Annotated in this window: 11 protein-coding genes and 1 pseudogene; 3 read left to right on the top strand and 9 right to left on the bottom strand. The window is 68.1% G+C overall.

Going from position 1 to position 22,366, the window contains the following annotated elements:
• Positions 1-39 precede the first annotated feature (39 nt).
• The 7 genes from IHQ52_RS03230 to IHQ52_RS03200 form a co-directional block, all read right to left on the bottom strand.
• Positions 40-3,405: an arabinosyltransferase domain-containing protein gene (locus IHQ52_RS03230; RefSeq protein WP_238064096.1), complete on the bottom strand. Its 3,366-nt coding sequence runs from the start codon at positions 3,403-3,405 to the stop codon at positions 40-42.
• On the bottom strand, positions 3,398-6,655 hold the full coding sequence (locus IHQ52_RS03225) for an arabinosyltransferase domain-containing protein (protein WP_238064265.1): 3,258 nt from the start codon (positions 6,653-6,655) through the stop codon (positions 3,398-3,400). Before IHQ52_RS03225 ends, IHQ52_RS03230 begins: the two co-directional genes overlap by 8 nt.
• Before the next feature lie 309 nt (positions 6,656-6,964).
• A complete protein-coding gene (locus tag IHQ52_RS03220; RefSeq protein ID WP_024498793.1) occupies positions 6,965-8,173 on the bottom strand; it encodes a DICT sensory domain-containing protein in 1,209 nt (402 codons plus the stop codon).
• Between the two features lie 274 nt (positions 8,174-8,447).
• Positions 8,448-8,987, bottom strand: a complete 540-nt coding sequence (locus IHQ52_RS03215; protein WP_024498792.1) for a Dps family protein — start codon at positions 8,985-8,987, stop codon at positions 8,448-8,450.
• A 166-nt stretch (positions 8,988-9,153) separates the two neighbouring features.
• A complete protein-coding gene (locus IHQ52_RS03210; protein WP_006438292.1) occupies positions 9,154-12,432 on the bottom strand; it encodes an arabinosyltransferase domain-containing protein in 3,279 nt (1,092 codons plus the stop codon).
• Positions 12,425-15,748 (bottom strand): arabinosyltransferase domain-containing protein, encoded by a 3,324-nt coding sequence (locus IHQ52_RS03205; protein WP_006438293.1) that lies wholly within the window; start codon positions 15,746-15,748, stop codon positions 12,425-12,427. Before IHQ52_RS03205 ends, IHQ52_RS03210 begins: the two co-directional genes overlap by 8 nt.
• A gap of 76 nt (positions 15,749-15,824) precedes the next feature.
• Positions 15,825-19,202, bottom strand: coding sequence for an arabinosyltransferase domain-containing protein (locus tag IHQ52_RS03200; RefSeq protein WP_238064095.1), 3,378 nt, complete (start codon positions 19,200-19,202; stop codon positions 15,825-15,827).
• A gap of 68 nt (positions 19,203-19,270) precedes the next feature.
• On the opposite strand from IHQ52_RS03200, the gene aroQ reads away from it, so the two are divergent.
• The 3 genes and pseudogenes from aroQ to IHQ52_RS03185 all read left to right on the top strand — a co-directional run bounded on the left by aroQ (position 19,271) and on the right by IHQ52_RS03185 (position 20,632).
• A complete protein-coding gene (aroQ, locus tag IHQ52_RS03195) occupies positions 19,271-19,741 on the top strand; it encodes a type II 3-dehydroquinate dehydratase (RefSeq protein ID WP_006438295.1) in 471 nt (156 codons plus the stop codon).
• An 86-nt stretch (positions 19,742-19,827) separates the two neighbouring features.
• Positions 19,828-20,322: pseudogene (locus IHQ52_RS03190) on the top strand (SRPBCC family protein).
• Positions 20,315-20,632 (top strand): ArsR/SmtB family transcription factor, encoded by a 318-nt coding sequence (locus IHQ52_RS03185; protein ID WP_006438297.1) that lies wholly within the window; start codon positions 20,315-20,317, stop codon positions 20,630-20,632. Before IHQ52_RS03190 ends, IHQ52_RS03185 begins: the two are co-directional and overlap by 8 nt.
• Before the next feature lie 4 nt (positions 20,633-20,636).
• On the opposite strand, the gene IHQ52_RS23735 is transcribed toward IHQ52_RS03185, so the two are convergent.
• On the bottom strand, positions 20,637-20,861 hold the full coding sequence (locus IHQ52_RS23735; protein WP_394854764.1) for a hypothetical protein: 225 nt from the start codon (positions 20,859-20,861) through the stop codon (positions 20,637-20,639).
• Positions 20,855-22,288, bottom strand: coding sequence for a DUF222 domain-containing protein (locus IHQ52_RS03180; protein ID WP_394854763.1), 1,434 nt, complete (start codon positions 22,286-22,288; stop codon positions 20,855-20,857). The genes IHQ52_RS23735 and IHQ52_RS03180 overlap by 7 nt, the downstream gene beginning before the upstream one ends.
• Between the last annotated feature and the right edge of the window lie 78 nt (positions 22,289-22,366).

Genomic DNA, 22,366 nt, shown 5'->3' with positions numbered 1-22,366 from the left:
GGTGCTGGGTTTGCCCATTTGTGGTGGATCTACGGACCCCTAGTTGCCGATCGCCCGCATCGGGCCCGGCGTCCAGAGCCCGTTGTGGGTCTCGGTGGACAGGGTCAGCTCGGCGTCGGTCTGCGGCAGGATCGGGGTGAGGGCCTGGAGCGAGCCCCAGTCCTTCGCCCAGTCGTTGCGCAGATACGACGGGTAGACGCGACCGCGCATCTCGTTCTCGATGATGCCCAGCGGACCACCGGCGTCGCCGGACATCCAGCGCTGCGAGTTCACCCGCTCGCCCTCACGGTCCGGGGAGATCCGCCAGGCCGGTGTCTCGAGGACGCCGTGCTTGACCTGAGCCGGCCGCTGGCACGGGAACGCGAGCCCGGCCTCCCAGTCGATGAGGACCGGCTCCTCGCTGCCCACGAGCGAATCGAGCGTTTCCATCGACGAGACCCGCGGCGGCGTCACCGCGAGCCACTGATCGCGCAGCGGCGAGGTGTCCTCGGCGAGTACCCGGACGACCGTGGCGCCCGGAGGTGCCTGGTCCAGCGGGAAGCGCAGGTTGCGCCACTCGGGAGCGCCGCCGATGTCCAGCGGGACCATCTGGCCGGCGGGGGCGACCGTGCCGTCCGGCGCGACGCGGCCGAACTGCAGCCTGACCTTCTGGCCCGGCCGGACCACCGCGAGGTCGTCGATGTACTCGACGTAACCCGCGACGGACATGGTGATCAGCGGCTGGTCGTCGGAACGCTTCCCGGGCAGCTGATACCACTCGGAGGTGAGGCTGCCGGTTCCGGTGGGGGAGTTGTAGGTACCCAGCACCGGGGTCTTGGCCGGTGACAGTCCGAACGGCAGCTTCACCGTCGAACCGTTGACGCCCGCCTGAGCGGTGCGTCCGCCACTGGTGTCGCTCGACGCCGTGGTGTCGTCGGAGCTGCTGCTGCTGTCCTCGGTCGGATCGGACTGTGTGCGATCGACTTCGGCGGTCGACGTGCCGGCGGAGTCGTCGGACTCTGCCTCGGTGTCCTCGGAGAGGTCCGAGGCGACGCCGTTGGGATCGAAGCCCACCGCGCCGGCGCCCGTGAGTGCGGAACCGGGCGACGGGTTGTTCTGTCCGGCAACGCGTGCCGGAGCCAGTAGCCCGGCGGTCGGATCGCCCTCCACCAGCACGGCGTCGGCGAGCGCACACGGCTCACCCTTCAGGGCGTTCACGTTGGAACTGAGCCACGACCATGAATTGCGCTGCGTCCAGTCGGCTTTCGCGAACGAGACCAGGGTGAAGCCCAGCATGATGGTCGACACGACGATGATCGACGGGCTGCGCAGGCGCGCGAACAGCGACGTCGACGCACCCGCGCGGACGGTCTCGTCGACGTAGTCGTCGCGGAAGTGCTGCCACAGGCCCAGCAGCGTCAATGCGACGGCAACGGCGAGGATGCCGGTCCACAGCGGGATTCCCTTGACGTCGGGAACCGCGTCGCGCCAAGGGATTCCGTAGCTGCCGACGTACCACCACTGGTTGCGTCCGGAGAACGCCAGCGCGAGGACGTAGGCGCAGGCGGCGGCGAACAGCGTGCGGTTGCGGCGGCGCCGCATGATCGTCCGGTCCGCGCAGGCGGTGGCCACCGCGGCCAGCGCACCGCCGATTGCCGCATACACACCCATCTGGTGGGTCCACTTGGTCGGCAGGAACGCCATCAGGACCGCCGACCCGGCCACCATTGCGAGCAGGCGCCAGGTGGGCGCGGTGGCGATCCCGGGCAGCCGTCGGCGGTTGAGCAGCATGATCACCACGAGGATGAAGCAGGTGAACACGATCAGGACGCCGAATCGCCGCGCGATGCCGCCGTCGGCGGTCGGGTTCATCAGCATGTAGTAGCGCATCGGCTCTTCCCACCACTTGTTGGTGGGACCGACCTGGCCGTTGACCGACACCGCTTCCAGGATCGGTGCGAGCGGCTGGTCGGCGAAGATCTCGAACATCACTGCCAGACCGGCGGCCAGGATCGGGAGCAGCAGGGGCAGGACGCCGTCGCGCTTGCGGCGCACCACGAACCGCTTGAGCAGCGGGCGGATACCGGCGACGAGTGCGATCGCCGCGATGACGCCGGTGGGATGGATCGTCAGCGTGAACGCCGCCGAGATGATGGCGACGGTCAGCGGGAAGAACCGGCCGGTGGCGATGGCGCGTTCGACGCAGACCCACGTGAAGAGAGTGCCGAGCGCGATCAGCGGTTCGACGCGCAGGCCGTTGTTGTAGGGCATCCACACGGCGAGGAAGACCAGCGCGGCTGCCCAGATCGCGGGTGTTGATTCGCGGACCGCACGTCCCAGCCGGGGGATCGCGGCACGGGAGATCAGCCACCACGACGCCATGGCGAATCCGAAGGGCAGCAGGCGGAGCCACGGAGTGGCGGTGCTGATGTCCATCCAGACCGACAGGTACTGGTAGTGCCAGCCGAACGGATCCTGCGGCACACCGAAGTAGCGGTAGTAGTTGTCGAGATAGCCGGCCTCGCGGGCGATCCGGCCCACCGTCACCTGATATCCGTCGTCGGCGGTGTTACCGCCGACGAACAGCCAGATCAGCAGGATGAGGGTGACGAACCCGTCGACCGGACGCACCCGCCACCAACCGGCCGGGAAGACCTTGTGGTGTCCTCGCGCATCCCGGGCGTCGAGGACGGCGAGGGCGACGAGCGACAGGATGGTCGACGCCACGCCCAGCACCAGCAGCCAGAACTTGAGAGTCGTGGGGGTGGAGACGAATCGGGTGTCGATGGTCGACCGGAAGGACAGGCCCTCGGTGGACACATTCGACGGGAGTCCCGAGTAGACGCCGATGATCTGGGGCCGTGCGTTCGGGTCCTTGAGGTCGAACTCGTGGATCGCGCCCTCGGCCTCGGGCACGCCCTGGATGGAGCCGCGACTGCCGTCGGTGTCGGCGTCGACGACGATGCGGCAGTCGGGGGCGTTCTGAGCCGCGGCACGAGGAGTGTTGAGCAGGACCACATTTCGTTGAACGACCTGCAGATTGTCGGCGGTGGCCCGGATGAACAGGCCGACCTTTCCGGCTTCCGCACCCCCCTCGGGCACCGTGGACAGCAGGACGCCGCCGTCGCGCGGGAGCGACGCACCCAGCGCACAGGGGACGGAGACCTCCATCGACACCGGCACGAACGACACGCTCGGTGCCGCGACGTTGGCGACCGAACCCTGTTGCGGCCAGGCGAGCTCGGACTTCGTGTAGTCGACGGGCAGGAACGGGCTCAGCAGCGCCAGCAGGATGCCGAGTGCACCCGCCGCCATCGCGACGATGCGGGCCTTCGCGGCGTGACGCTCGGAGAAACTCTCCCGGCGTTCGGTCACAGGTGGGTCGTCGTGTGCCGTCTCGACGGGAACGTCAACGCGGTCAGTCATCTTCGGGCACCACCCTGATCGGGCCGGGTCGTGACCAACCCCAGTTGGTCGACGAACCGGTCATCACGTCCGCGGGCCGCGCCTGCGGCACCAGCGGGTTGAGTCGCTGCAGGTTGCCCCACTCGCGATACCAGTCGTTGTCGAGATATGTCGCCACGGTCGACGGCCGGGTCAGCGCCTCGACCGTCGTCAGCAGGCCGCCGTCCTCGGTGGCCATCCAGGTCTTGGACTGCGAGTTGGCAATCCACGACTCCGGCAGGATTCGCCAGTCGGGGATGTCGAACACACCCTCGTGGGCGGTCATCGGCCGCTGACACGGGAACCAGGCGCCGGCGGCGAAGTCGATGAGAACCGGATCGGTCGATCCGACCACCTGCTGCAGGGTCTCGAGGACCGGTGCACGCGGAGGCGTGATCGCCAGCCACTGGTCTGCGTCGAGGTTGTTGTCCTTGGCGACGATCCTCATCGCGGACGCGTCGGCGGGCACGCGGTCCATCGGGATGCGGAGGTTGCGCCACGGCCGGTTCGAACGTTCCGCGTCGATCGGGACCGCCGGTGCGCCGACCTGGACGAACTCGCCGTCGACCTCGCGACCGAACTCGACCTGGAGTGACTGTCCGAAGATCGGCACGCCGTCGCGGTCGTAGGTGAACACGGCACCCGCGGCGGTGATGACGATCAGCGGCGAGGCAGCGCGGTCCGGCAGGCGGTACCACCCGGTGGTCAGCGTGGCCTGTCCGTCGCTGGTCTCGTGACTGCCCATGACCGGGGTGGTCGCGGGGTCGAGGCCGTACGGGAGCGCGGCGGTGCTGCCGTTGACACCGCGCGGGCCGTCGCCGCCCGCGGTGCCGGGATTGGAGCCGTAGACGATGAAGGTCTTGGACAGATCCGCCGAGGTGTTCATCGCGCCGGGCTTCTGGGCACCGGCCTGCGGTGTCAGATCGGGCTTCACGCCGTTCGGGCTGAAGCCGTGCGAGTCGCCCGCCAGCGTCTTGGACGCCGACTGGCCGGACGCCGGGGCGAGCGTCCCCTTGTTGGGGTCGGGTTCGACGAGAACCGCGTCGGCCATCGCACAGGTGTTGCCGCGCAGGGAGTCCAGGTTGGCCGACAGCACGGCGAACGTGTCGGCCCGGCTGACCGCGGCCTTGGCGAAGACCGCGAGTTCACAGGCGACGATGAGGACGGCGATCGCCGCGATCGGTGCCGAGGCGACCCCGACACGCCAGCCCGCGGGTGCGGCTCCCTTCTCGTGCGCCAGACCGGTCTCGTCGACGAAGTCCATGCGCAGGTGCTGCCAGATCGCGAACACCAGCGCGACGACGGCCAGCGCGAGCAGCACCGTCGAGACCTGCATGCCGGCGACGACCGGCGCCTTGTCGAACCAGGCGATGCCGAAGTCGTACGGCCAGGGCCACGCGTTCTTGCCGGCTGCCGCGGCGGCGCACGCCACCAGCAGTCCGGCGATCAGGATCGACAGGTTGCGCAGCGTTCGACGCGCGGCCTGGCCGATCGCGACACAGGCGACGGCGGCCAGTGCCGCGCCCAGACCGGCGAAGATGCCGAACTGGATCGTCCACTTGGTCGGGGTGAACGACAGCAGCAGGATCGTCAGCAGCGACGCACCCAGGACGCGCCACACCGCGCCCGGGTCGATGCCGTCGATCCGCTTGCGGCGCAACATGATAGCCAGCACGAGGAACATCGACACGGCGAACAGCAGCACCGGGATGCGTCGTGCGAGCGCACCGTCGGTGTGGTTGACGGCCAGGAAGTAGTAACGCAGCAGCTCCTGGTACCAGGCAAGCGTCGGCCCGACCGAATAGCGGATGCGGATCGCCTCGAACACCGTCGCGAGGGTCTGGTCGCGGAACACGACGATCACGACGAGCGCACCGGCGCCGAGGACTGGTGCGAGTAGCGGCAGCAGACCGTCCTCACGGCGTCGGCGGACGAGGATGCGCAGCATGGGCCGTGCGCTGGCGATCAACAGTGCCATCGCGACCAGACCGTGCGGAGCCAGCGCCAGGGTCAGCAGCGCGGTGAGCGCGGCGAGCGCCGCGGGGAGTATGCGGCGCGTGGAGATCGTGACCTCCACCGCCCACCAGGTGAGCAGCGTGCCGAGCACGATGATGCCCTCGCTGCGCAGGCCCGAACACATCGGCAACCAGAACGCCAGGAACACCGCGGCGCCGGTCAGCATCGCCCACTGCGACCGCCGGACGGCGCGACCGAGACGAGGCAGCAGCACCCGGCTGAGGATGAACCACGCGGCGAGGCCGGCGATCAGCGACGGCAGGCGCATCCACAGGCCCGTGGTCGAGATCGTCGACCAGTAGGCGAGGAAGCTGTAGTACCAGTCGAACGGGGCTTCGGGAATGCCGTAGAAGCGGTAGTAGTCGGACAGGTAGCCCGCGTCCGCCGCGTTGCGGCCCATGTTGAGGATGTAGCCGTCATCGGGTGAGCCCGCGCCCAGGAAATGCCACACGACGAGCGTCAGGGTGACGCCGATGTCGGTGGGGGTGGGGCGGAGCGCCGAACGCAGACTCAGCCCGCGCCCGACTCGACGGTGATAGCCGTGGATTCGGTCCAGCCGGCCCACGGCGACCAGCGCGACGATCGCCGCGACGATCCCGACGATCATGACCAGCCACTTGATCACCGAGGGCGACGAGTCGAAGCGGTCGTCGATCTCGATCCGCACGTCGATGCCCGACGCCCGGACCTGCTCGGCGGTGAGGTCGGTGAAGACGCCGGCGATCTGCGGGTTCGACGAGGGTTCGGCCAGTCCGACGTCGCCGCCGCCGGCGGTCGCCGCACCCGGCGGCAGACCGACGAACTGGGCGCCCGTCGTGGTCGCGTCGGAGAAGATGCGCAGCTCGCTGCACGCGGACAGCGCGGAGCGTGGCGCCGATGCGAGGGTCTTGTTGCGGACCGTGACCGTGACGTTCGCGGCGTCGGCCACGACGAAGAGACCGTTCTCACGGGCCTTGGTGGCGTTCGCCGGCATCGTCGAGAGGACGTTGGTGGAGGCGTCGCCGGGGGTGGACGCGAGCACCGGGCACCCGACGGTGATCTGCAGATCACGCGCGGTCTGCGCGACCAGAGGTGCGGCGACCGATGCCGACTCCGGCTTCAGCTCCTGGCCCTGCGGCCATGTGATCGACGCCGTCGACGTGCTGACCGGCAGAAACGGGGTCAGGACACCGGCGACGACCGCGACCAGCCCGGCGACCGCGGCCACGATCGCCACAGTGCGGGAGGAGCGGTCGGAAGGATGCGCTGCAGGGGTATCGGCGCCGACGGCGGGCTCGTCTGTTTCGGACACTCCAGGCGACTTCGGCACAGGCGCATCGTAGTCAGCGATGCTGTGACAAACCCAAATCGTCCCGCTCCCTGAGTGGCCCCGGAGCTTGCGGAGGGGCGGCGCTCTGCTCCCTGAGTAGCCCCGGAGCTTGCGGAGGGGCGGCGCTCTGCTCCCTGAGTAGCCCCGGAGCTTGCGGAGCGGCGGCGTTGTGCTCCCTGAGTAGCCCCGGAGCTTGCGGAGGGGCGTATCGAAGGGTCAGGCGAACCGCGCGAGAATCGAGTGAACGGCCTGGGTGACGGTCATCCGGTCATAGGTCTGGACGAACTCGAAGGTGCGCTCCAGGTCGGGTCCGGCGTCGTGCTGGTCGCGAGCGGAGAGCAGGGCCGCGAAGTGCGGACCGAGAACCGCGACGTTCCATTCGTTGATCAGGTCGTCCTCGGGATCGAGGGGCGCGCGATGCACGTTGCCGTCGCGGACGTCGGGCAGTCCGACCCCGTAGACACCGGCCAGGCCGGTCTTCTCCGACATCTCCCGCCACCGCTTGGCGGTGCGTGGGGTGAAGTGTTCGGCGTACTGGAAGGTGCCCAGGACGATGGCGGCGCCGCCGATCGCAGCCTGGTGTTCCAGCGCCTTGCTCATCTCGATGAGCAGCCGCTTGTTGCCCATCCGCGGTTCGATCGAGCTCGAGGCGATCCGATACGGGGTCGACTTGTCCGGGTCTGGGGTCGTCCACACCGGCATCTCGGGCAGCGGCACGATGGTCCGCGACGCCAGTACGGACGGGTCGGACACCGGCGGGTACAGATCGCCGATACCGAACGCAGCACCCATCGTCTGAGCGGTCACGCGGGACTGCTCGTCGTCGACGCCCTCGGCGATCACCACGGCATGACTGCGCTCCGTGTGCGCGGCCAGCGCGTGCGCGAGTTGGGCGGAATCGGCGGTCGCCTGCTTGGCGAGCAGTTCGGCGCCGGTCACGATGATGTCGGGTTCGACGAGCGAGAGCAGGGTGGCGGCGTGCTCGCTGCGGACCAGGCCGTCGACGCAGATGATCTTGCCGGCGTCCCGCGCCCGGGCGACCCGGGCGAGGGTGCGTTGTGGGCTGCGCTCGACGGCATCCGGCAAGACCACCATCACATGGCGCTCGAGCGTGCGCGTCGTCTCGTCGTCGAGATTGTCGATCAGTTCGAGGTCGAGATTGACCAGCAGCGGGAGGATCTTCGCCAGCGACTGTGCGCGCGGGTCGGCAGCCATCTTGCGTTTGCGTTCGTCCAGGACCGGATGTTCCTCGACGAGTCGCGCGGCCCGCTTGAGGGCGGCGGCGGTGGCGAGTCGGGTCCCGGCGGGGCCACGAAGCTGCAGTTCGACGGCGGCCAACGCTCCGTCCGACAGCCGGCAGACCGGCGCGAACTGCATGTGGAGCTCCAGATCGTTGAACAGCGTGAATGATCGTGTATCAGCCACACGTACCTCCCCGTCAGAGCGAGGACGCCCCGATTGATCCGGTCGGACGCGCTGTCTTCACATCCTGTTCACGGCAAAAGCCTGTGCTCAGAGTAGCAAAGCGTCGGTTCCCGGACGTGCGGCGATCACCGCGTCACGTCGAGAGTCGTTCGTGCAACGTGATCGGTTCGAGGGAGGAGAAACCGCGGCCGCGAACTGGGTGGTGTGGGCATTCGCGACCGCGGTTTCGGTGAGGGCCGGGGGACGGCCCTCACCGGGCTAGCGGATTTCTCGGTCAGCGCGCGGCATCGGCGGCTTCCTTCTCGCCACTGGCGCCGGCGTGGGTCAGCTCCCCGGTGTAGCTCTCGAGGTGGGCGCGGACGAACCACTGGAACTTCTCGAGTTCGGCGGTCTGCCCGATCAGGATGTCCTCGGTGATCGGGTCGATCTCGCCGATCTTCTCGATCGCGTCCCGGTGCGAGGTGATGAAACCGTCGTAGACGAGGTCGAGGGCACCGAGGTGTGCCTGCGCGGTGTCCCGTCCGATCGAGTAGTCACTCCACGAGCGGTCGGTCTCGATCGCCTTGGCCGTGCCCCGCGGCGACGATCCGAGCGTCGCGATGCGCTCGGCGACGGTGTCGGCGTAACCGCGCACCAGTTCCACCTGCGGATCGATCATCTCGTGGACGCCGATGAAGTTCGCGCCGACCACGTTCCAGTGGATGTGCTTGAGAGTGAGGTGCAGGTCGTTCAGCGCGCTGAGGCGCTCCTGCAGGATTCCGGCCACCTCGTCTGCCGATTCCGTACTGAGTCCTGGTGCCGTGAATTTACTCATGAACACGACGCTAGGTCCCGATCGCGGCCTGTTCGAGCGTCACCGGGGATGAGTGACGCAACCGAGATTGGAGATCACGGTGCGGTAACGAAGGCGGGTCGCCAGGTTTCGACGGGGCCGTCGTGGGTATCAGCCGCGCGTCCCCGTCGTCCCTGGTCACGACGTGTCAGTACCCGCTGGAACGCATCGGTGCGGGGTCGTACAGACCCGACCGTCGTGCCTCTCCGAGGTCGATCTCGGCCGGTGGCGCCGGGATGATCTCGGTGAACCGCTGCAGGCCGCCCCAGTCGCGTCCCCAGTTGTTGCGCAGGTAGGTCGGCAGCAGGGTCGGACGCAGCATCGCCTCCGTGATGCCGAGCGGACCGCCCGCGGTGCCCGACATCCAGGTCTGGCTGTTCTTCCGGGTGGCCTCCGCGTCGGGCATGATCCGCCACTTGGGCACCTCGAGGACGCCGTTACGCACCTTCATCGGCTGCTGGCACGGGAAGACCAGGCCGGGCAGCCAGTCGATGAACACCGGATCGGTCCGGCCGACGACGTCGTCGAGTGTCGCCAGCTTGCCGACGCGCGGCGGCGTGATGGCCACCCACTCCGACGACGCCGCGGCCGTGTCCTCGACCAGGATGCGCACCACGGTGGACTGCGGCGGCGAATCGGCGAGCGGGAACCGCAGGTTGCGCCACGTCGGGACCTCGCCGATGTCGATGGGGAACATCTGGCCGGTCGGCACCACGCGGCCGTCGGCGCCGAGGCGACCGAACTGGGCGATCACCTTCTGGCCCGCGTGCACGACACCGATGCCGTCGACCGCCTCGACCGATCCGGCGACCGCCATGGTCAGCAGCGGTGCGTCGTCCGAGCGTGCGGGCAGCTGATACCAGTCCGTGGTCAGGGAGGCGGAGCCCGACGGCGCTCCGTAACTGCCGAGAACCGGTGTGGCGGAAGGGTTCAGACCGAACGGCAGGCGCACCGTCGACCCGTTGATGCCGCGTGCGCCCTGGCCGCCCTCGGTCCCGCCCTGCGCCGACGACGAGTTGGCGGACTCGTCCGCACCGGCGCCGGTCTGTGCGGTGTTCTGGGCGCTCGTGGTGGCGGAGTCGTTGTTCTCGGTGGCGTCCACCGACAGCTTGTCGGGGACGCCGTTGGGCGTGAAGCCGGTCGCATCCGGACCCGACAGTGCCTGCGACACACCGGGTGCGGGACGACCGTTCACCGCTGAAGGAGCGAGCAGGCCGGCCGTGGGGTCGGCCTCGACCAGGACGTCGTTGGCCAGGCCGCACGAATTGCCGGTCAGGGCACGAGCATTCGACTTCATCCAGGACCAGGAATCCCGCTGCTCGTAGGCGCCCTTCAGGAACGATGCGACCATGAACAACACCATCAGGCCCGAGATCACCGGCAGCGGTGAGAACTTGAGCTTCGAATACCAGTGGTCACCGCCGCGGGTACGGGTCTGTTCGTCGACGAAGTCGTCGCGGAAGTGGAACCACAGTCCGGCCAGGGCGGTGACGACCGCCGCGAGGAGGATGAACCACGCGACGTTGACCCCGCCGACGGCGGGCGGACGGTCCCACCACGGCACGCCGTAGCTGCCGACGAACCACCAGCCGTTGGTGCCGGCGAAGGAGATCCCGGTGATCGCGAGAACAGTGGCCGCGAAGAAGGTGCGGTTGCGGCGTGACCGCAGCACCGCCGGTGCCATCATCGCGCCCGCTGCGGCGGCGAGACCGGCGGCGATACCCGCATACACACCGAAGTGATGGGTCCACTTGGTCGGGGTGAACGCGATGAAGAACATCGTGCCCAGGGTGACCGCGACCAGACGCCAGATCGGAGCGCGCGCAACCCCGTTCGGATGCTCGCGACGCAGCAGGCGCAGCAGCACGACGAACAGGCACAGGATCATTGTGAGCACGCCGAAACGACGGGCCAGGGTGCCGTCCGCGGTGGGCAGGATCAGGTAGTAGTACCGGATCGGTTCCTGCCACCACTCGAGAGTAGGTCCGACGTCGGAGGCGACCTTGTTGCCGGCGATGAGCGCGCCGATCGGCTGGTCGAAGAAGATCTGGAAGAGGACCGCGGTGCCCGCCGCCAGGATCGGCGCGAGCATCGGCAGCAGGCCGTCGCGGTTTCTCCGGGACACCAGGGTCTTGACGATCGGCCGGATGCCGGCGAGGAGGGCGGCGACCGCCATCAGTCCGCCGGGCGCGAGGGCCAGCGTGAACGCCGCGGTCACCACCGCGATCGCGTATGGCAGCAGACGTCTGGTGGCGATGGCCCGTTCGACGCAGCACCAGGTGAGCAGCGCACCCACGGCTTCGGCGGGTTCGGGACGCAGACCGTTGTTGAACGGCAACCAGATCGCGAGGAACACGAAGGCGGCCGACCACACGGCGGGGGTGCTGTTGCGGACCGCGCGTCCCAGGCGCGGGATCACCTCGCGGCTGATGAGCCACCAGCCGAGGAGTCCGAGCAGGAAGGCCGGCAGGCGCATCCACGGCGTGGCGACGCTGACGTTCGTCATCCACGAGATGACCTGGAAATGCCAGCCGAACGGGTCCTGGGGAACGCCGAAGTACCGGAAGTAGTTGTCCGCGTAGCCGGCCTCGCTGGTGATGCGGCCGACCGTGAAGTTGTAACCGTCGTCGGAGGTGTTGGCACCGGCGAACCACCAGAAGGCGAGAATCGCGACGACTGCGACATCCGGAGGGCGGATCGTCCACCAGCCGGTCGGCAGGAATCGCTTGTGCGCGCGACCGTCCCGGCGGTCCAGGACGCCCAGTGCGATGAGCGAGAGGATCGTCATCACGATGCCGACGACGATCGCCGCGAGCTTGAGGGGCGTCGGCGAGCTGACGTAGCGGGTGTCGATGGTCGCGCGCAGCGACAGTCCGTCCCGGGACGCGTCGGCGGGCAGATCGCTGTAGATGCCGACGATCTGGGGGCGCATCTCGTGGTCGGGGATGGCGAACTCGTGCAGACCGCCGGTGGCGGCGTCGGGCGCGGGCAGGCCCTCGAAACGGCCGTCGACGCCCTCGCCGTCGGCGTGCATCACGATGCGGCAGTTCGGGTTGGCCTGCGCCGCCGCACGATCGGTGTTGAGAAGCACCACGTTGCGGTCGATCATCGTCAGCGTGTCGGCGGTGGCGCGGACGAAGAGACCGCGGGCGGAGTCGTCCTGGCCGCCCGCCGGCGTCGTCGAGAGAAGGACCCCGCCCTGCGCGGGTAACCGGGAGGCCAGCGAACACGGCACGGACATGTCCATGTCGATCGGGACGAAGGCCACCAGCGGCGCCGCCACATCCGACACGGAATCGCCTTGTGGCCATTTGAGTTCGGCGGTGGTCTGGTTGACCGGCAGGATCGGCGTGACGATGGCGAGCAGGAAGCCCAGCAGGCCCGTGACGACGGCGACGATCTTCGCGGTGCGGTTGGATTCACTCATCGGATTGGGGCTCCACCCTGATCGAGCCGGTGCGTGACCAGCCCCATTGCGTCGTCTGTGCGGTGTCGATCTGTGCATTCGGTGCACCGGGCACCAGCGGCGTCAGCTTCTCCAGCGCGCCCCAGTCGCGGGCCCAGTCGTCCTCGAGATAGGTCGACACGGCCCGTGCCGAGGTCGTCGCCTCCGAGATGCCCAGCAGGCCGCCGTCGACCCCGGCCTGCCAGGTCTTGGACTGCGAGTTGGTCAGCGGGTAGTCACCCAGGATCCGCCACTGCGGCACCTGCGCGACGCCGTGCGAGACACCCATCGGCTGCTGGCACGGGAAGTGTGAGGCCACCCCGAAGTCGATCAGGGTCGGCGCCGACGATCCGACGACCTCCTGCAGAGACTGCAGCTGCGGAGCGCGGGGCGGGGTGATCCCGATGAACTGCTGGTCGCCGAGGTTGTTGTCCTGCAACGACAGTCGCATCACGGTCGCCGCGGGCGGGGCCGCCGACATCGGTATACGCATGTTGCGCCACGGACGGTTCAGGATCACCGGTCCGGGATCGATGGGCAGCATGTCCGGGCCGACCTGTTCGAACGAGCCGTCCGGTCCCGGACGGCCGAACTGCACGACCATCTTCTGCCCGAAGTTCCGGACCCCGAAGGTGTCGATGGTCGAGACGGCGCCCGCGGTGCTGAACACGAGCAGCGGCGAGGCGGCACGGTCGGCGGGCAGGTCGTACCAGCCGGTCGTCAGACGCGCCTCCCCGTTGTAGCCGTGGCTGCCGAGCACCGGGGTGGTGGCGGGATCGAGTCCGAAGGGGAGTTTGGCGGTCGAACCGTTGACGGTCTCGGGTCCGCGACCACCGGTGGTGCCCGCACCGAGTCCGCCGGTGATGGCGAACGGGCGTGCCATGCTCGCCGAGACGTTCATCTGGCCCGGTCGCTGACTTCCGGGTTCGGGCTGGAGGTCATCCGGAATGCCGTTGGGGGAGAAGCCCACCGGGTTCTCGCCGCGCAACGCCGCGGTCGCCGACGCACCACCCGCGGGGGTGAGCATCCCGGTGTTCGGATCGAGTTCGACGAGCACCTCGTCGGCGAGGCCACACGGGTTGCCGCGCAGGGTGTTCAGGTTCTCGGCGAGCACCGTCGGCGCGGGATACCGGGTGACGGCCGCCTTCACGAACAACAGCATCTCGACGACGACGAGCAGGCCGGCGATCACCGCGATCGGGGAGGAGGCGAGGAACAGGCGACGTCGGTCTGCCCGGGTTTCGCCGGGACCGGTGTCGCTGTGTGCGAGTCCACGATTGGTGACGTAGTCGAGCCGGAGATGCTGCCACACCGCCAGCGCGGCGGCGAGTACGGCGAGGATCAGGAACAGCGTCGACGCGCCGTATCCGGCGATGACGGGCGCCCGGTCGAACCAGGAGATGCCGTATTCGTAAGCGAACGGCCACGAGTTGTAGCCGGCCATCGCCGCGGCCATCGCGAAGAGCAGACCCGAGACGAAGACGGTCAGGTTGCGAGCCGAACGCGCCGCCGACTGCACGACGGCGATGGTCGCGGCCGCGGAGATCGCGGCGGCGAGACCCGCGAGCACGCCGAACTGGATCGTCCACTTGGTCGGGGTGAACACGAACAGCAGCAGGGTGACGCCGACGGCCCCGACGAGACGCCACACCGGGCCGGGATCGATGCCGCGAATGCGGGTGCGCCGCAACATCACCGCGACCACCACGAACAGGCCGGCGAGCAGCAGGAGGAGCGGTACGCGTCTGGTGAGCGAACCGTCGTCGGTGACGACCGAGATGAAGTAGTACCGCAGGAACTCCTGGTGCCAGGAGATCACCGGACCGACGGTGTAGCGGAGTTTGATCGCCTCCAGCACAGTCGCGAGGGTCTGGTCCCGGAAGACGACGACCAGGACGACCATCCCCGCGGCGACGATCGGCGCGACGAGCGCCGCGGTCGCCGTCCACCGCGAACCACCGAGTTCGTTGCGGCGGCGGAGCAGGATGTGCAGCAGGGCACGCGCCGCGACGAGCAGGATCGCGATACCGACGACACCGTGCGGCGCGAGCGCGAGGGTGAACCCGGCGAGCCCGGCGGCGAGTGCGGCGGGAAGCAGACGACGGGTGGAGATGGCGTGCTCGGCTGCCCACCAGGTCAACAGGGAGCCGAGGACGATGATGCCCTCACTGCGGAGTCCGCTGCAGAACGGCAACCAGAACGCGGTGAACGTCAGGGCGGCGGCCCACGTCGCCCATGCACTGCGGCGCACTGCCGGACCCAGGCGTGGCAGAAGCACCCGGCTGAGGACGAACCACGACACGAGGCCCGCGACCATCGCCGGGATGTGCATCCAGAGGATCGACGAGGAGATCGACGACCACACCGAGAGGAAGCTGTAGTACCAGTCGAACGGCGCCTCGGGGATGCCGTAGAAGCGGTAGTAGTTCGCCAGGTACCCGAATCCGTCGGCCGTGCGGCCCATGTTGAGGATGTAGCCGTCGTCGGGCGATCCGGCGCCGAGGAACAACCAGATCAGCAGGATGGCGGTGACGACCAGGTCGGTGGCCCGCGGCTTGAGCGAGTGCCACCAGGCACGGGTGCGCGCCCCGATCCGGCGGTGGTACCCGAGGATTCGGTCGAGTTGGGCGAGCGCGATGAGCGCCACGATCACCGAGATCACGGCGAGGACCATCACGACGATCTTCAGCACCGTCGGCGACGACTCGTAGCGGTTGTCGACGCGGATCGAGACCGACATCCCGTCGGCGGCCGCGGCGCGGACCCGCTCGGGGCTCAGGTTGCTGAAGATCCCGGCGACCTGCGGGCGCTTCTCCGGCGGGAGCACCGTCGAGTCGCCGAGACCGACGAACTGGGCGCCCGGCCCGCTCGGTGCGGAGAATATGTGCAGTTCACGGCAACGGTCGAGGTCGGCACGTGGCGCCGTGGCCGCGACACTGTTTCGGAACGTGACGGTGACGGCCTGATCGGTTCCGGTCACCCACAGCGACGAACCCTTCGACGTCGGTGCGCTCACGGGCATGGTCGCCAGGATCACGCCGGTCGGGGCACTCGCCAGCGTCGAACACGGTATCCGGGCGTCGAGAGTCTGCGGGGTCTGCGCGATCAGCGGCGCCATCACCGACGACGTCTCGGCGTTGAGCTCCTGACCCGCCGGCCAGGTGATGTCGGCGTCGGTGGCCTTCACCGGGAGCAAGGGCGTGAGTGCGCACAGCACCACGCCGAGGACACCCGCGACGATCGCGATCAGACGGGCGGTACGTGCGGAAACACGAGACGTCGGGGCTGTCACAGGCACGGTGTTTGATCGTATGCGACCGGCACCCGCTCACCTACCGCGCACCCTGACCTTGGACTGAAGTGTCCGCTCGTCGTCAGTATCTGATCGGCGCGGGACTCCACAGACCGCTGCGGGTCTGCGTACCGGTCTCGATGTCGGCGAGGGTGTCCACGCCGCCGTACGGTTCGTAGCGTTCCAGCGCGCCCCAGTCGCGACCGATGTCGGCCATCAGGTACGTCGGCAGGGCGGTCGCCTGCTGGGAGACCTCGATCCAGCCGAGCGGGCCGCCGCCCAAGCTGTTCTGCCACGCCGACACGGCTGCGGCGAGATCCGACCCCGGCTTGATGCGCCACTTGGGGATCTCGGCGACACCCACGTCGTGGGTGAAGGGCCGCTGGCAGGGGAACCCGAGCCCGGACGTCCAGTCCACGTGCACGGGGTCGGTGCTGCCGACGACGTCCTGCAAGGTGTCCATCTGCGGAACCCGGGGCGGGGTCAGCACGATGAAGCGGTCCTCGTTGAGGTTGTCGTCGGTGGCCACGATGCGGACCGCAGTGGTGTCGGCGGGCAGCTCGTCGGTGTTGTAGCGCAGGTTGCGCCAGGCCGGGCGGGGCCCGGGGTCGATGAGTTCGGTCTCACCGGCGGCGGTCAGGTCGGCGTCGGTGGTGTCCGGCCGGATCGGGTCGGCGGTGTATTCGAGCATCACGTTCGGGTTGTCGTACTCGCCGGCCACCGACATCGTCAGCAGCGGACGGTCACGCCAGTTCTTCGGGAGCGCGTACCAGCCGGAGGTGAGGCGGGCCGGAACCTGGTCGAACTTGGAGTAACTACCCATGACCGGCGTCGTCGCGGGGTCGAGGAAGAACGGTAGTGCCGCGGTGCTGCCGTTGACGCCGGGGTCGGGCAGTTCACCGCCTCCGGTGCCCCCCGGGTTGGAGTTCAGGATCTTCGGGTCCGCCCAGACGTTGCCGGACAGCACGCCCAGCGAGCCCTCGCTGGCGGTCGACGCCAGGTCCGTCGGTACACCGTTCGGGGAGAAGCCCGAGGTGGCGGGCGAGGCGCCGGGGGCGGGGGCCGGACCGCCGAGCGGGTTGGTCAGCGACGAGTCGACGGGACGCAGCATGTCGCGGTTGGGGTCGGACTCCACCCACACCTTGTCGGCCATCCCGCATGGCTCACCGGCAACCGCCGCGAGGTTGGACCGCGGCACCGAATACGAGGAGCTCTGGTGGATGCCCGCGAAGATCGCGGTGATGATCTGGAAGAGGACGACGGCCATCGCGAGATAGGCGAGGGGTGCGGCGGCCACCGAGGCGAACAGTCGCCGGTACCAGCGTTGGTCGGACGTGTCGACGGGTGCCTTCGGATCCACGTCGGTGACATGCGGATCCGCGGAATGCGGGTCGGTGCCGGTGAAGGGTTCACGGAAGTGGAACCACAGCGCGACGAGGAGAAGTGCGAGCGACGCGTAGAGCAGGACGCTCCCGAGCATCAGGCCGCCGATCGTCACCTGCTGGATCCCCCAGGGCATTCCCCAGGAGGAGTAGTAGTAATAGGAATTCGGGCCGGTGAACGCCAGACCGCCGATGAACAGGACGAGCGCACAGAACAGGGTGCGATTGCGTCGTGAGTGCATCGACTGCTGACTCGCGGCGATCGCGGCGATGGCCGCCAGCGCGGCGGCGATACCGGCGAAGACACCGAAGTGATGGGTCCACTTGGTCGGTGTGAACATGAGGAACACCAGCGAGGCGAAGGTGATCGCGACGATGCGCCGAGTGGGTCCGATGGCGGTGCCGGGGATCCGGTTCTTGCGGATCAGGACCGCCGCGGACACCACGAGGCCGAGGATCATCGCGAGGACCGCGAAGCGTCGTGCGATCGACCCGTCGGCGGAGAAGGCGAACAGTGCCGAGTATCGCCCGAGCTCGTTGTACCAGTTCATCGACGGCCCGAGCGCGGTCTTCATGCTCGACGCCTCGGAGAACGAGCGCAGGGTCAGGTTCGAGAACACCACGAAGACCACGAAGCTGCCGGCGGCCAGGATCGGGGCGATCAACGCGACGAACGACCATCTCAGCGCGTGACGCGAGGTCGAGTCGCCGGTGATCACCCGGGCGCGCTTGATCAGCGCCATGATCATCGGTCGTGCACCGGCGATCAGCGCCGCGACCGCGAGCACACCGGTGGGACCGGCGGCGATGCTGAACGCGCCCACCAGACACGCCACCGCGGCCGGCAGCAGCCGACCGGTGGCGATGGCGCGTTCCACCGAACACCAGGTCAGCAGGGCGCCGAGGCAGATGATCGGCTCGGGACGCAGTCCGTTGTTGAACGGGAACCAGCAGGCGAGGAAGGCGAAGGCGGCGGTCCACGCGACCATCGGGCGGGTGACCGCGGCACGACCGAGCCGCGGGATCACCTCGTGGCTCACGATGAGCCACACCAGGATTCCACAGGCGAGCGCCGGAAGCCGCATCCACGGACTGGCCACCGAGACATGACTGAGCAACCCGAACACCTGGTAGTACCAGCCGAACGGCGCCTCCGGGGCGCCGTACCAGCGGAAGTAGTTGGCGGTGTAGTCGCTGTCCTGCGCGACCCTCGACATCGTCAGCAGATAGCCGTCGTCGGAGGTGTTGGGGCCGATCATGTGCCAGAGGATCAGCGCGCCGATCACCACATAGTCACGTGTGTTGAGGCGCCACCAGCGGGCCGGGAAGATGCGCCGGTGCCGACGACCGTCGGTCGAGTCGAGGACTGCCAGTGCGGCGAGCGAGAGCAGCGTCGAGCTGACACCGACGATGACGACGAGCAACTTCGAGATGGTCGGGGCGGTGTTGTACCGGGAGTCGACGGTGACATGCGCGTCGAGGCCGGCGACATCGGACGCCGGACCCGACAGGTCGGTGAAGAGACCGGTGACCTGCGGGCGCTGATCGGGCGAGTTCTTGAAGGCCTCTTTGTCCTCGGTGGTTCCCGCGAGCGGATCGCCCGCGTCGTCGGTCATGCCGACGAATCCGGCTGTCACCGCGCCGGAATCGGCGTGGACGACGATCTCGCGGCAGTCCTGCGTGCGGATGTCCTGGAGGCTCGCCGAGACCAGCGGGACGTTGCGGATGACGACCTCGACGCCCTGGCGGTCGGCCGGGACGTCGGCGGCACCGGTCTTGCGGATGAACAGGCCGCGCTCGGCGGACTTCTCCGCCTGCTTCGGTGTGGTCGAGAACAGTACCGAACCACCGGGCGGCAGGTCGTCGACCGCCGTGCACGGGATGGTGACGTCGAGGTCGACGGGGGTGTAGCCGATGAGTGGGGAGGCGACCGAACCGATCTGTCCGTTCTGCGGCCAGTTGATCTCCGCGGTCTTCTGTTCGACCGGCATCAGCGGCGTGGCCAGCGCGAGAAGGAACCCGAGCAGGCCCGTGACTATGGCGACGATCCTCGCTCGTCGAACGGTCTGCGCTGGCACAAAGAGAGATGGTAGCCGCTGAGGTGTCTCGCCCCGGTCGGCGAGGCGGCGGAGACTATGGTGAACCCATGTCCGACTCCACGTCCGATGCCGCCGGCGTCGAACCGTTGCCGATCCTGCTGCTCAACGGGCCGAACCTGAACACACTCGGCACCCGGGAGCCCGCGATCTACGGGTCCGAGACACTCGACGACGTCGTCGACCTCGCCGAACGGACGGCATCGGAACTCGGCTTCGGTCTGCGCGCCGCGCAGACCAACCACGAGGGACAGATGATCGACTGGATTCACGAATCGGTCGGGAAGATCAGTGGCATCGTCATCAACCCCGGCGGGTGGACCCACACGTCCGTGGCCCTCGCCGACGCCCTGGTCGTACCCGGCGTGCCGATCCTCGAGGTGCACATCAGCAACGTGCACCAGCGCGAGGCGTTCCGGCACCACTCCTACGTCTCGCCCATCGCGGCAGGCGTCATCGCGGGCTATGGCATCCGTGGATACGAGTTCGCGATCCGGAGACTCGCCGAGTTGGTCGACTGAACGTCTTATTGCAACCGGAGGGTTGCAAGTCGTGGGTCATGGTGCAACCATTGAGTTGCATCATTCGAAACGGCCCAGGAGGCGTCATGAGTGGGACCGATCCCCGATCCGCAAACGAAACGACAACCACCGCAATCGATGACGAACTCGATCGGATCGAGCGGGAGATCGCCATCGAGGCGACCGCCGAGCGCGTCTGGCAGCTCGTCAGTGAACCCGGCTGGTACATCAACGACAGCGTGATCACCGATCATCGAATCGACCGCGACGGAGATCTGTCGACCGTTCACGATCCGGTTCACGGCGCCTTCGTCTTTCGCACCGTGAAACTCGACGAACCGCGATACGCCGCCTTCCGGTGGCTGGCCGACGCATCCGATCCCGACTCGGAGTCGACGCTCGTCGAGTTCTAGATCACCGACTCCGGGTCCGGAGTGATCCTCAAGGTCGTCGAGTCGGGATTCGCCTCGCTGTCGGGTTCGGATGCGGATCGGCGGGCCAAGTTCGACGGCAACACCGAAGGCTGGAAGATCGAGCTCGAACTGGCACGCACTCACCTGACGAGCGGTTCTCGTGCCTGACGTCGCCCCGGTCGAGGTCTTCGGTGCTCTCGCCGACGAGAGTCGCTGGCACATCCTCGTCAGATTGGGAACCGAACCCGCGTCGGCGTCGACGCTCGCGACCGAGTTGCCGATCAGCCGTCAGGCGATAGCCAAACACCTCAAGGTCCTGACCGATGCGGGCCTGGTCACGGCGTCACGGGCCGGTCGTGAAATCCGTTACGAGGCGGTCGGTTCGGAGCTCTCGCGCCTCGCCCGGCACCTGGACACCATCGCGCGAGGATGGGATCGTCGTCTGGCAGGCATCAAGAAGGCTGCCGAGGGAGACTGACCCGTCAGAACGGCGGCGGGTCTGCCTGGTCGGTGAGGCGCTGCTTCTTGTTGCGGGCACGTTCGGCCCGCCGGCGTGCGTTGTTGGCAAGCCGGTTGGTGGGCGGCGGGGCGTCGTCCCCGGTGATGACCCTGGGTGTGGGTGGTGCCTGGGGTGGCTGTTCGTAGCGGATGCGTCGCAGGTTGGGGAAGAAGTCTTCGAGGGTTTCGGCGTCACCGGGAATTACCACGCCTTCCGGGGTGCGGTATTCGGTGACCAGGTGGCCGTCGTCGTCGCGGTACTGGACATCGATCCAGTCGCCGAAGGTTTTGTGCAGATGCCCGAACCGGCATTTGGCGTTGAGGTTTTCACTGGAGGTGTCCCCGCCTTGGGTGGGGTTGGTGTGGTCGTACTCGGTGACGTGGTCGAGGTCGCTGTCGAATGACGAACCCGCGCAGCCGGGTTCGGTGCAATAGCCGTCGCGCACGCGGTGGTGGGCCGGTACGGATCGGCGGATTGCGCACCGGGATAGACAACGACTACACCCGACGAAGCCGCCTCCGGCGAATCGGCCGAGTTCGACTCCGTCGACTCACCAGTCGCACCGGCGTCGGGTCGCGAACGCTCGGCCTGACGCGACTGTGCGTCGCCCTCGTCTTCACCGGCCGACGAGTCCGACTCTGCGGCAACACGTATGGGTGCCGTGCGGACCGGGGTGATGGGTTTGATGATCGCGTCGGGCCGGGCGGCGAGGTCGCGAATGTGTTCATCGGAGATGACGCCGTGACCGTCGACCCAGGCGATACCGGGCGCACCGTCGAGGGTGGCGGGGTCGGTGACGGCGTGGATCACGATCTCGGTACTCACCGACCGGACAACCTCAGCCGGGTCGGGGATGTCGGCGTCGCAGTCCTCCCGCTGGCACTGACACTCGAAAGCGGTGCCGGTCAACAGCGCGAACATGGCATCAGAGTTCCGCTGGTTCCGCGTGCGACCATCATGGGCGCAGACGGTGTCGGCCAACGCTTTCACCGCTTTCTCGGCGATGCGCACGTTTTCGGCGGCCATGACGCCGGTGATCTCGCCGGTGCCGTCGGCGAAGTTCTCCGTCCACATGCCGCGTTTGTCCAAGGCTTCGCGGCGACGTTCCCGCACCGCGTCGGGGTCGTGACGGAAGACCAGGCGATCAACCATGTCGCGCAGTCGCACTGTGGTCCACGCGCCCGTGCGGCTGCGCAGGATGCGTTCGATCTCGGCGTCGAGGTCGGCCATGATCGTGTCGTCGGAGATCAGGTCAGTGCGGGAGACGACGGTCTGGATCAACTGGCGTGAGAGGATGCCGTCGCGCAGGGTGGTCAACACCTTCGGCAGCCGCTCGCGCAGACCGAGTGCTTCGCCGACCCACTGATCGGCCTGGTAGCGGGTGATGGCGTCTTCGCGGCACACTCGGGTGACCATCTCGGTGTAGCGGTCGATGAAGAACCCGCCGCGGCTGTTGAGGACGAGTTGGTCGTAGACGGTGGCGATCGACTGGTAGCGACACCAGGCCAGGAAGGCTTCGCCGTGGCGGATCGACCGCATCCGTTCCATATGTGTTGCGGTGTCGGACGATTCGGGGTGGGCAGGATCGACCCCGGCGAAGAACTCGCCCGGTAGATCGGTCCACCTGTTCGACACGCTGCCCCCACAACGTCTACAGCCCAACCTGGATGGCTGAATCTGTTACCAACCAAGGTAGAACACCCCACCGACAAG

This window comes from Gordonia amicalis (assembly GCF_022059885.1).
Taxonomy (GTDB): Bacteria; Actinomycetota; Actinomycetes; order Mycobacteriales; family Mycobacteriaceae; genus Gordonia; species Gordonia amicalis.
Note: the sequence above shows the minus strand (reverse complement) of the source record. Positions and strands in the feature narration are given on the sequence as shown.

Bases quoted from the DNA above. Each gene is read 5' to 3' on its own strand.
- IHQ52_RS03230 (WP_238064096.1), bottom strand. From the start codon at position 3,405: ATGACTGACCGCGTTGACGTTCCCGTCGAGACGGCACACGACGACCCA.
- IHQ52_RS03215 (WP_024498792.1), bottom strand. From the start codon at position 8,987: ATGAGTAAATTCACGGCACCAGGACTCAGTACGGAATCGGCAGACGAG.
- IHQ52_RS03210 (WP_006438292.1), bottom strand. From the start codon at position 12,432: ATGAGTGAATCCAACCGCACCGCGAAGATCGTCGCCGTCGTCACGGGC.
- aroQ (WP_006438295.1), top strand. From the start codon at position 19,271: ATGTCCGACTCCACGTCCGATGCCGCCGGCGTCGAACCGTTGCCGATC.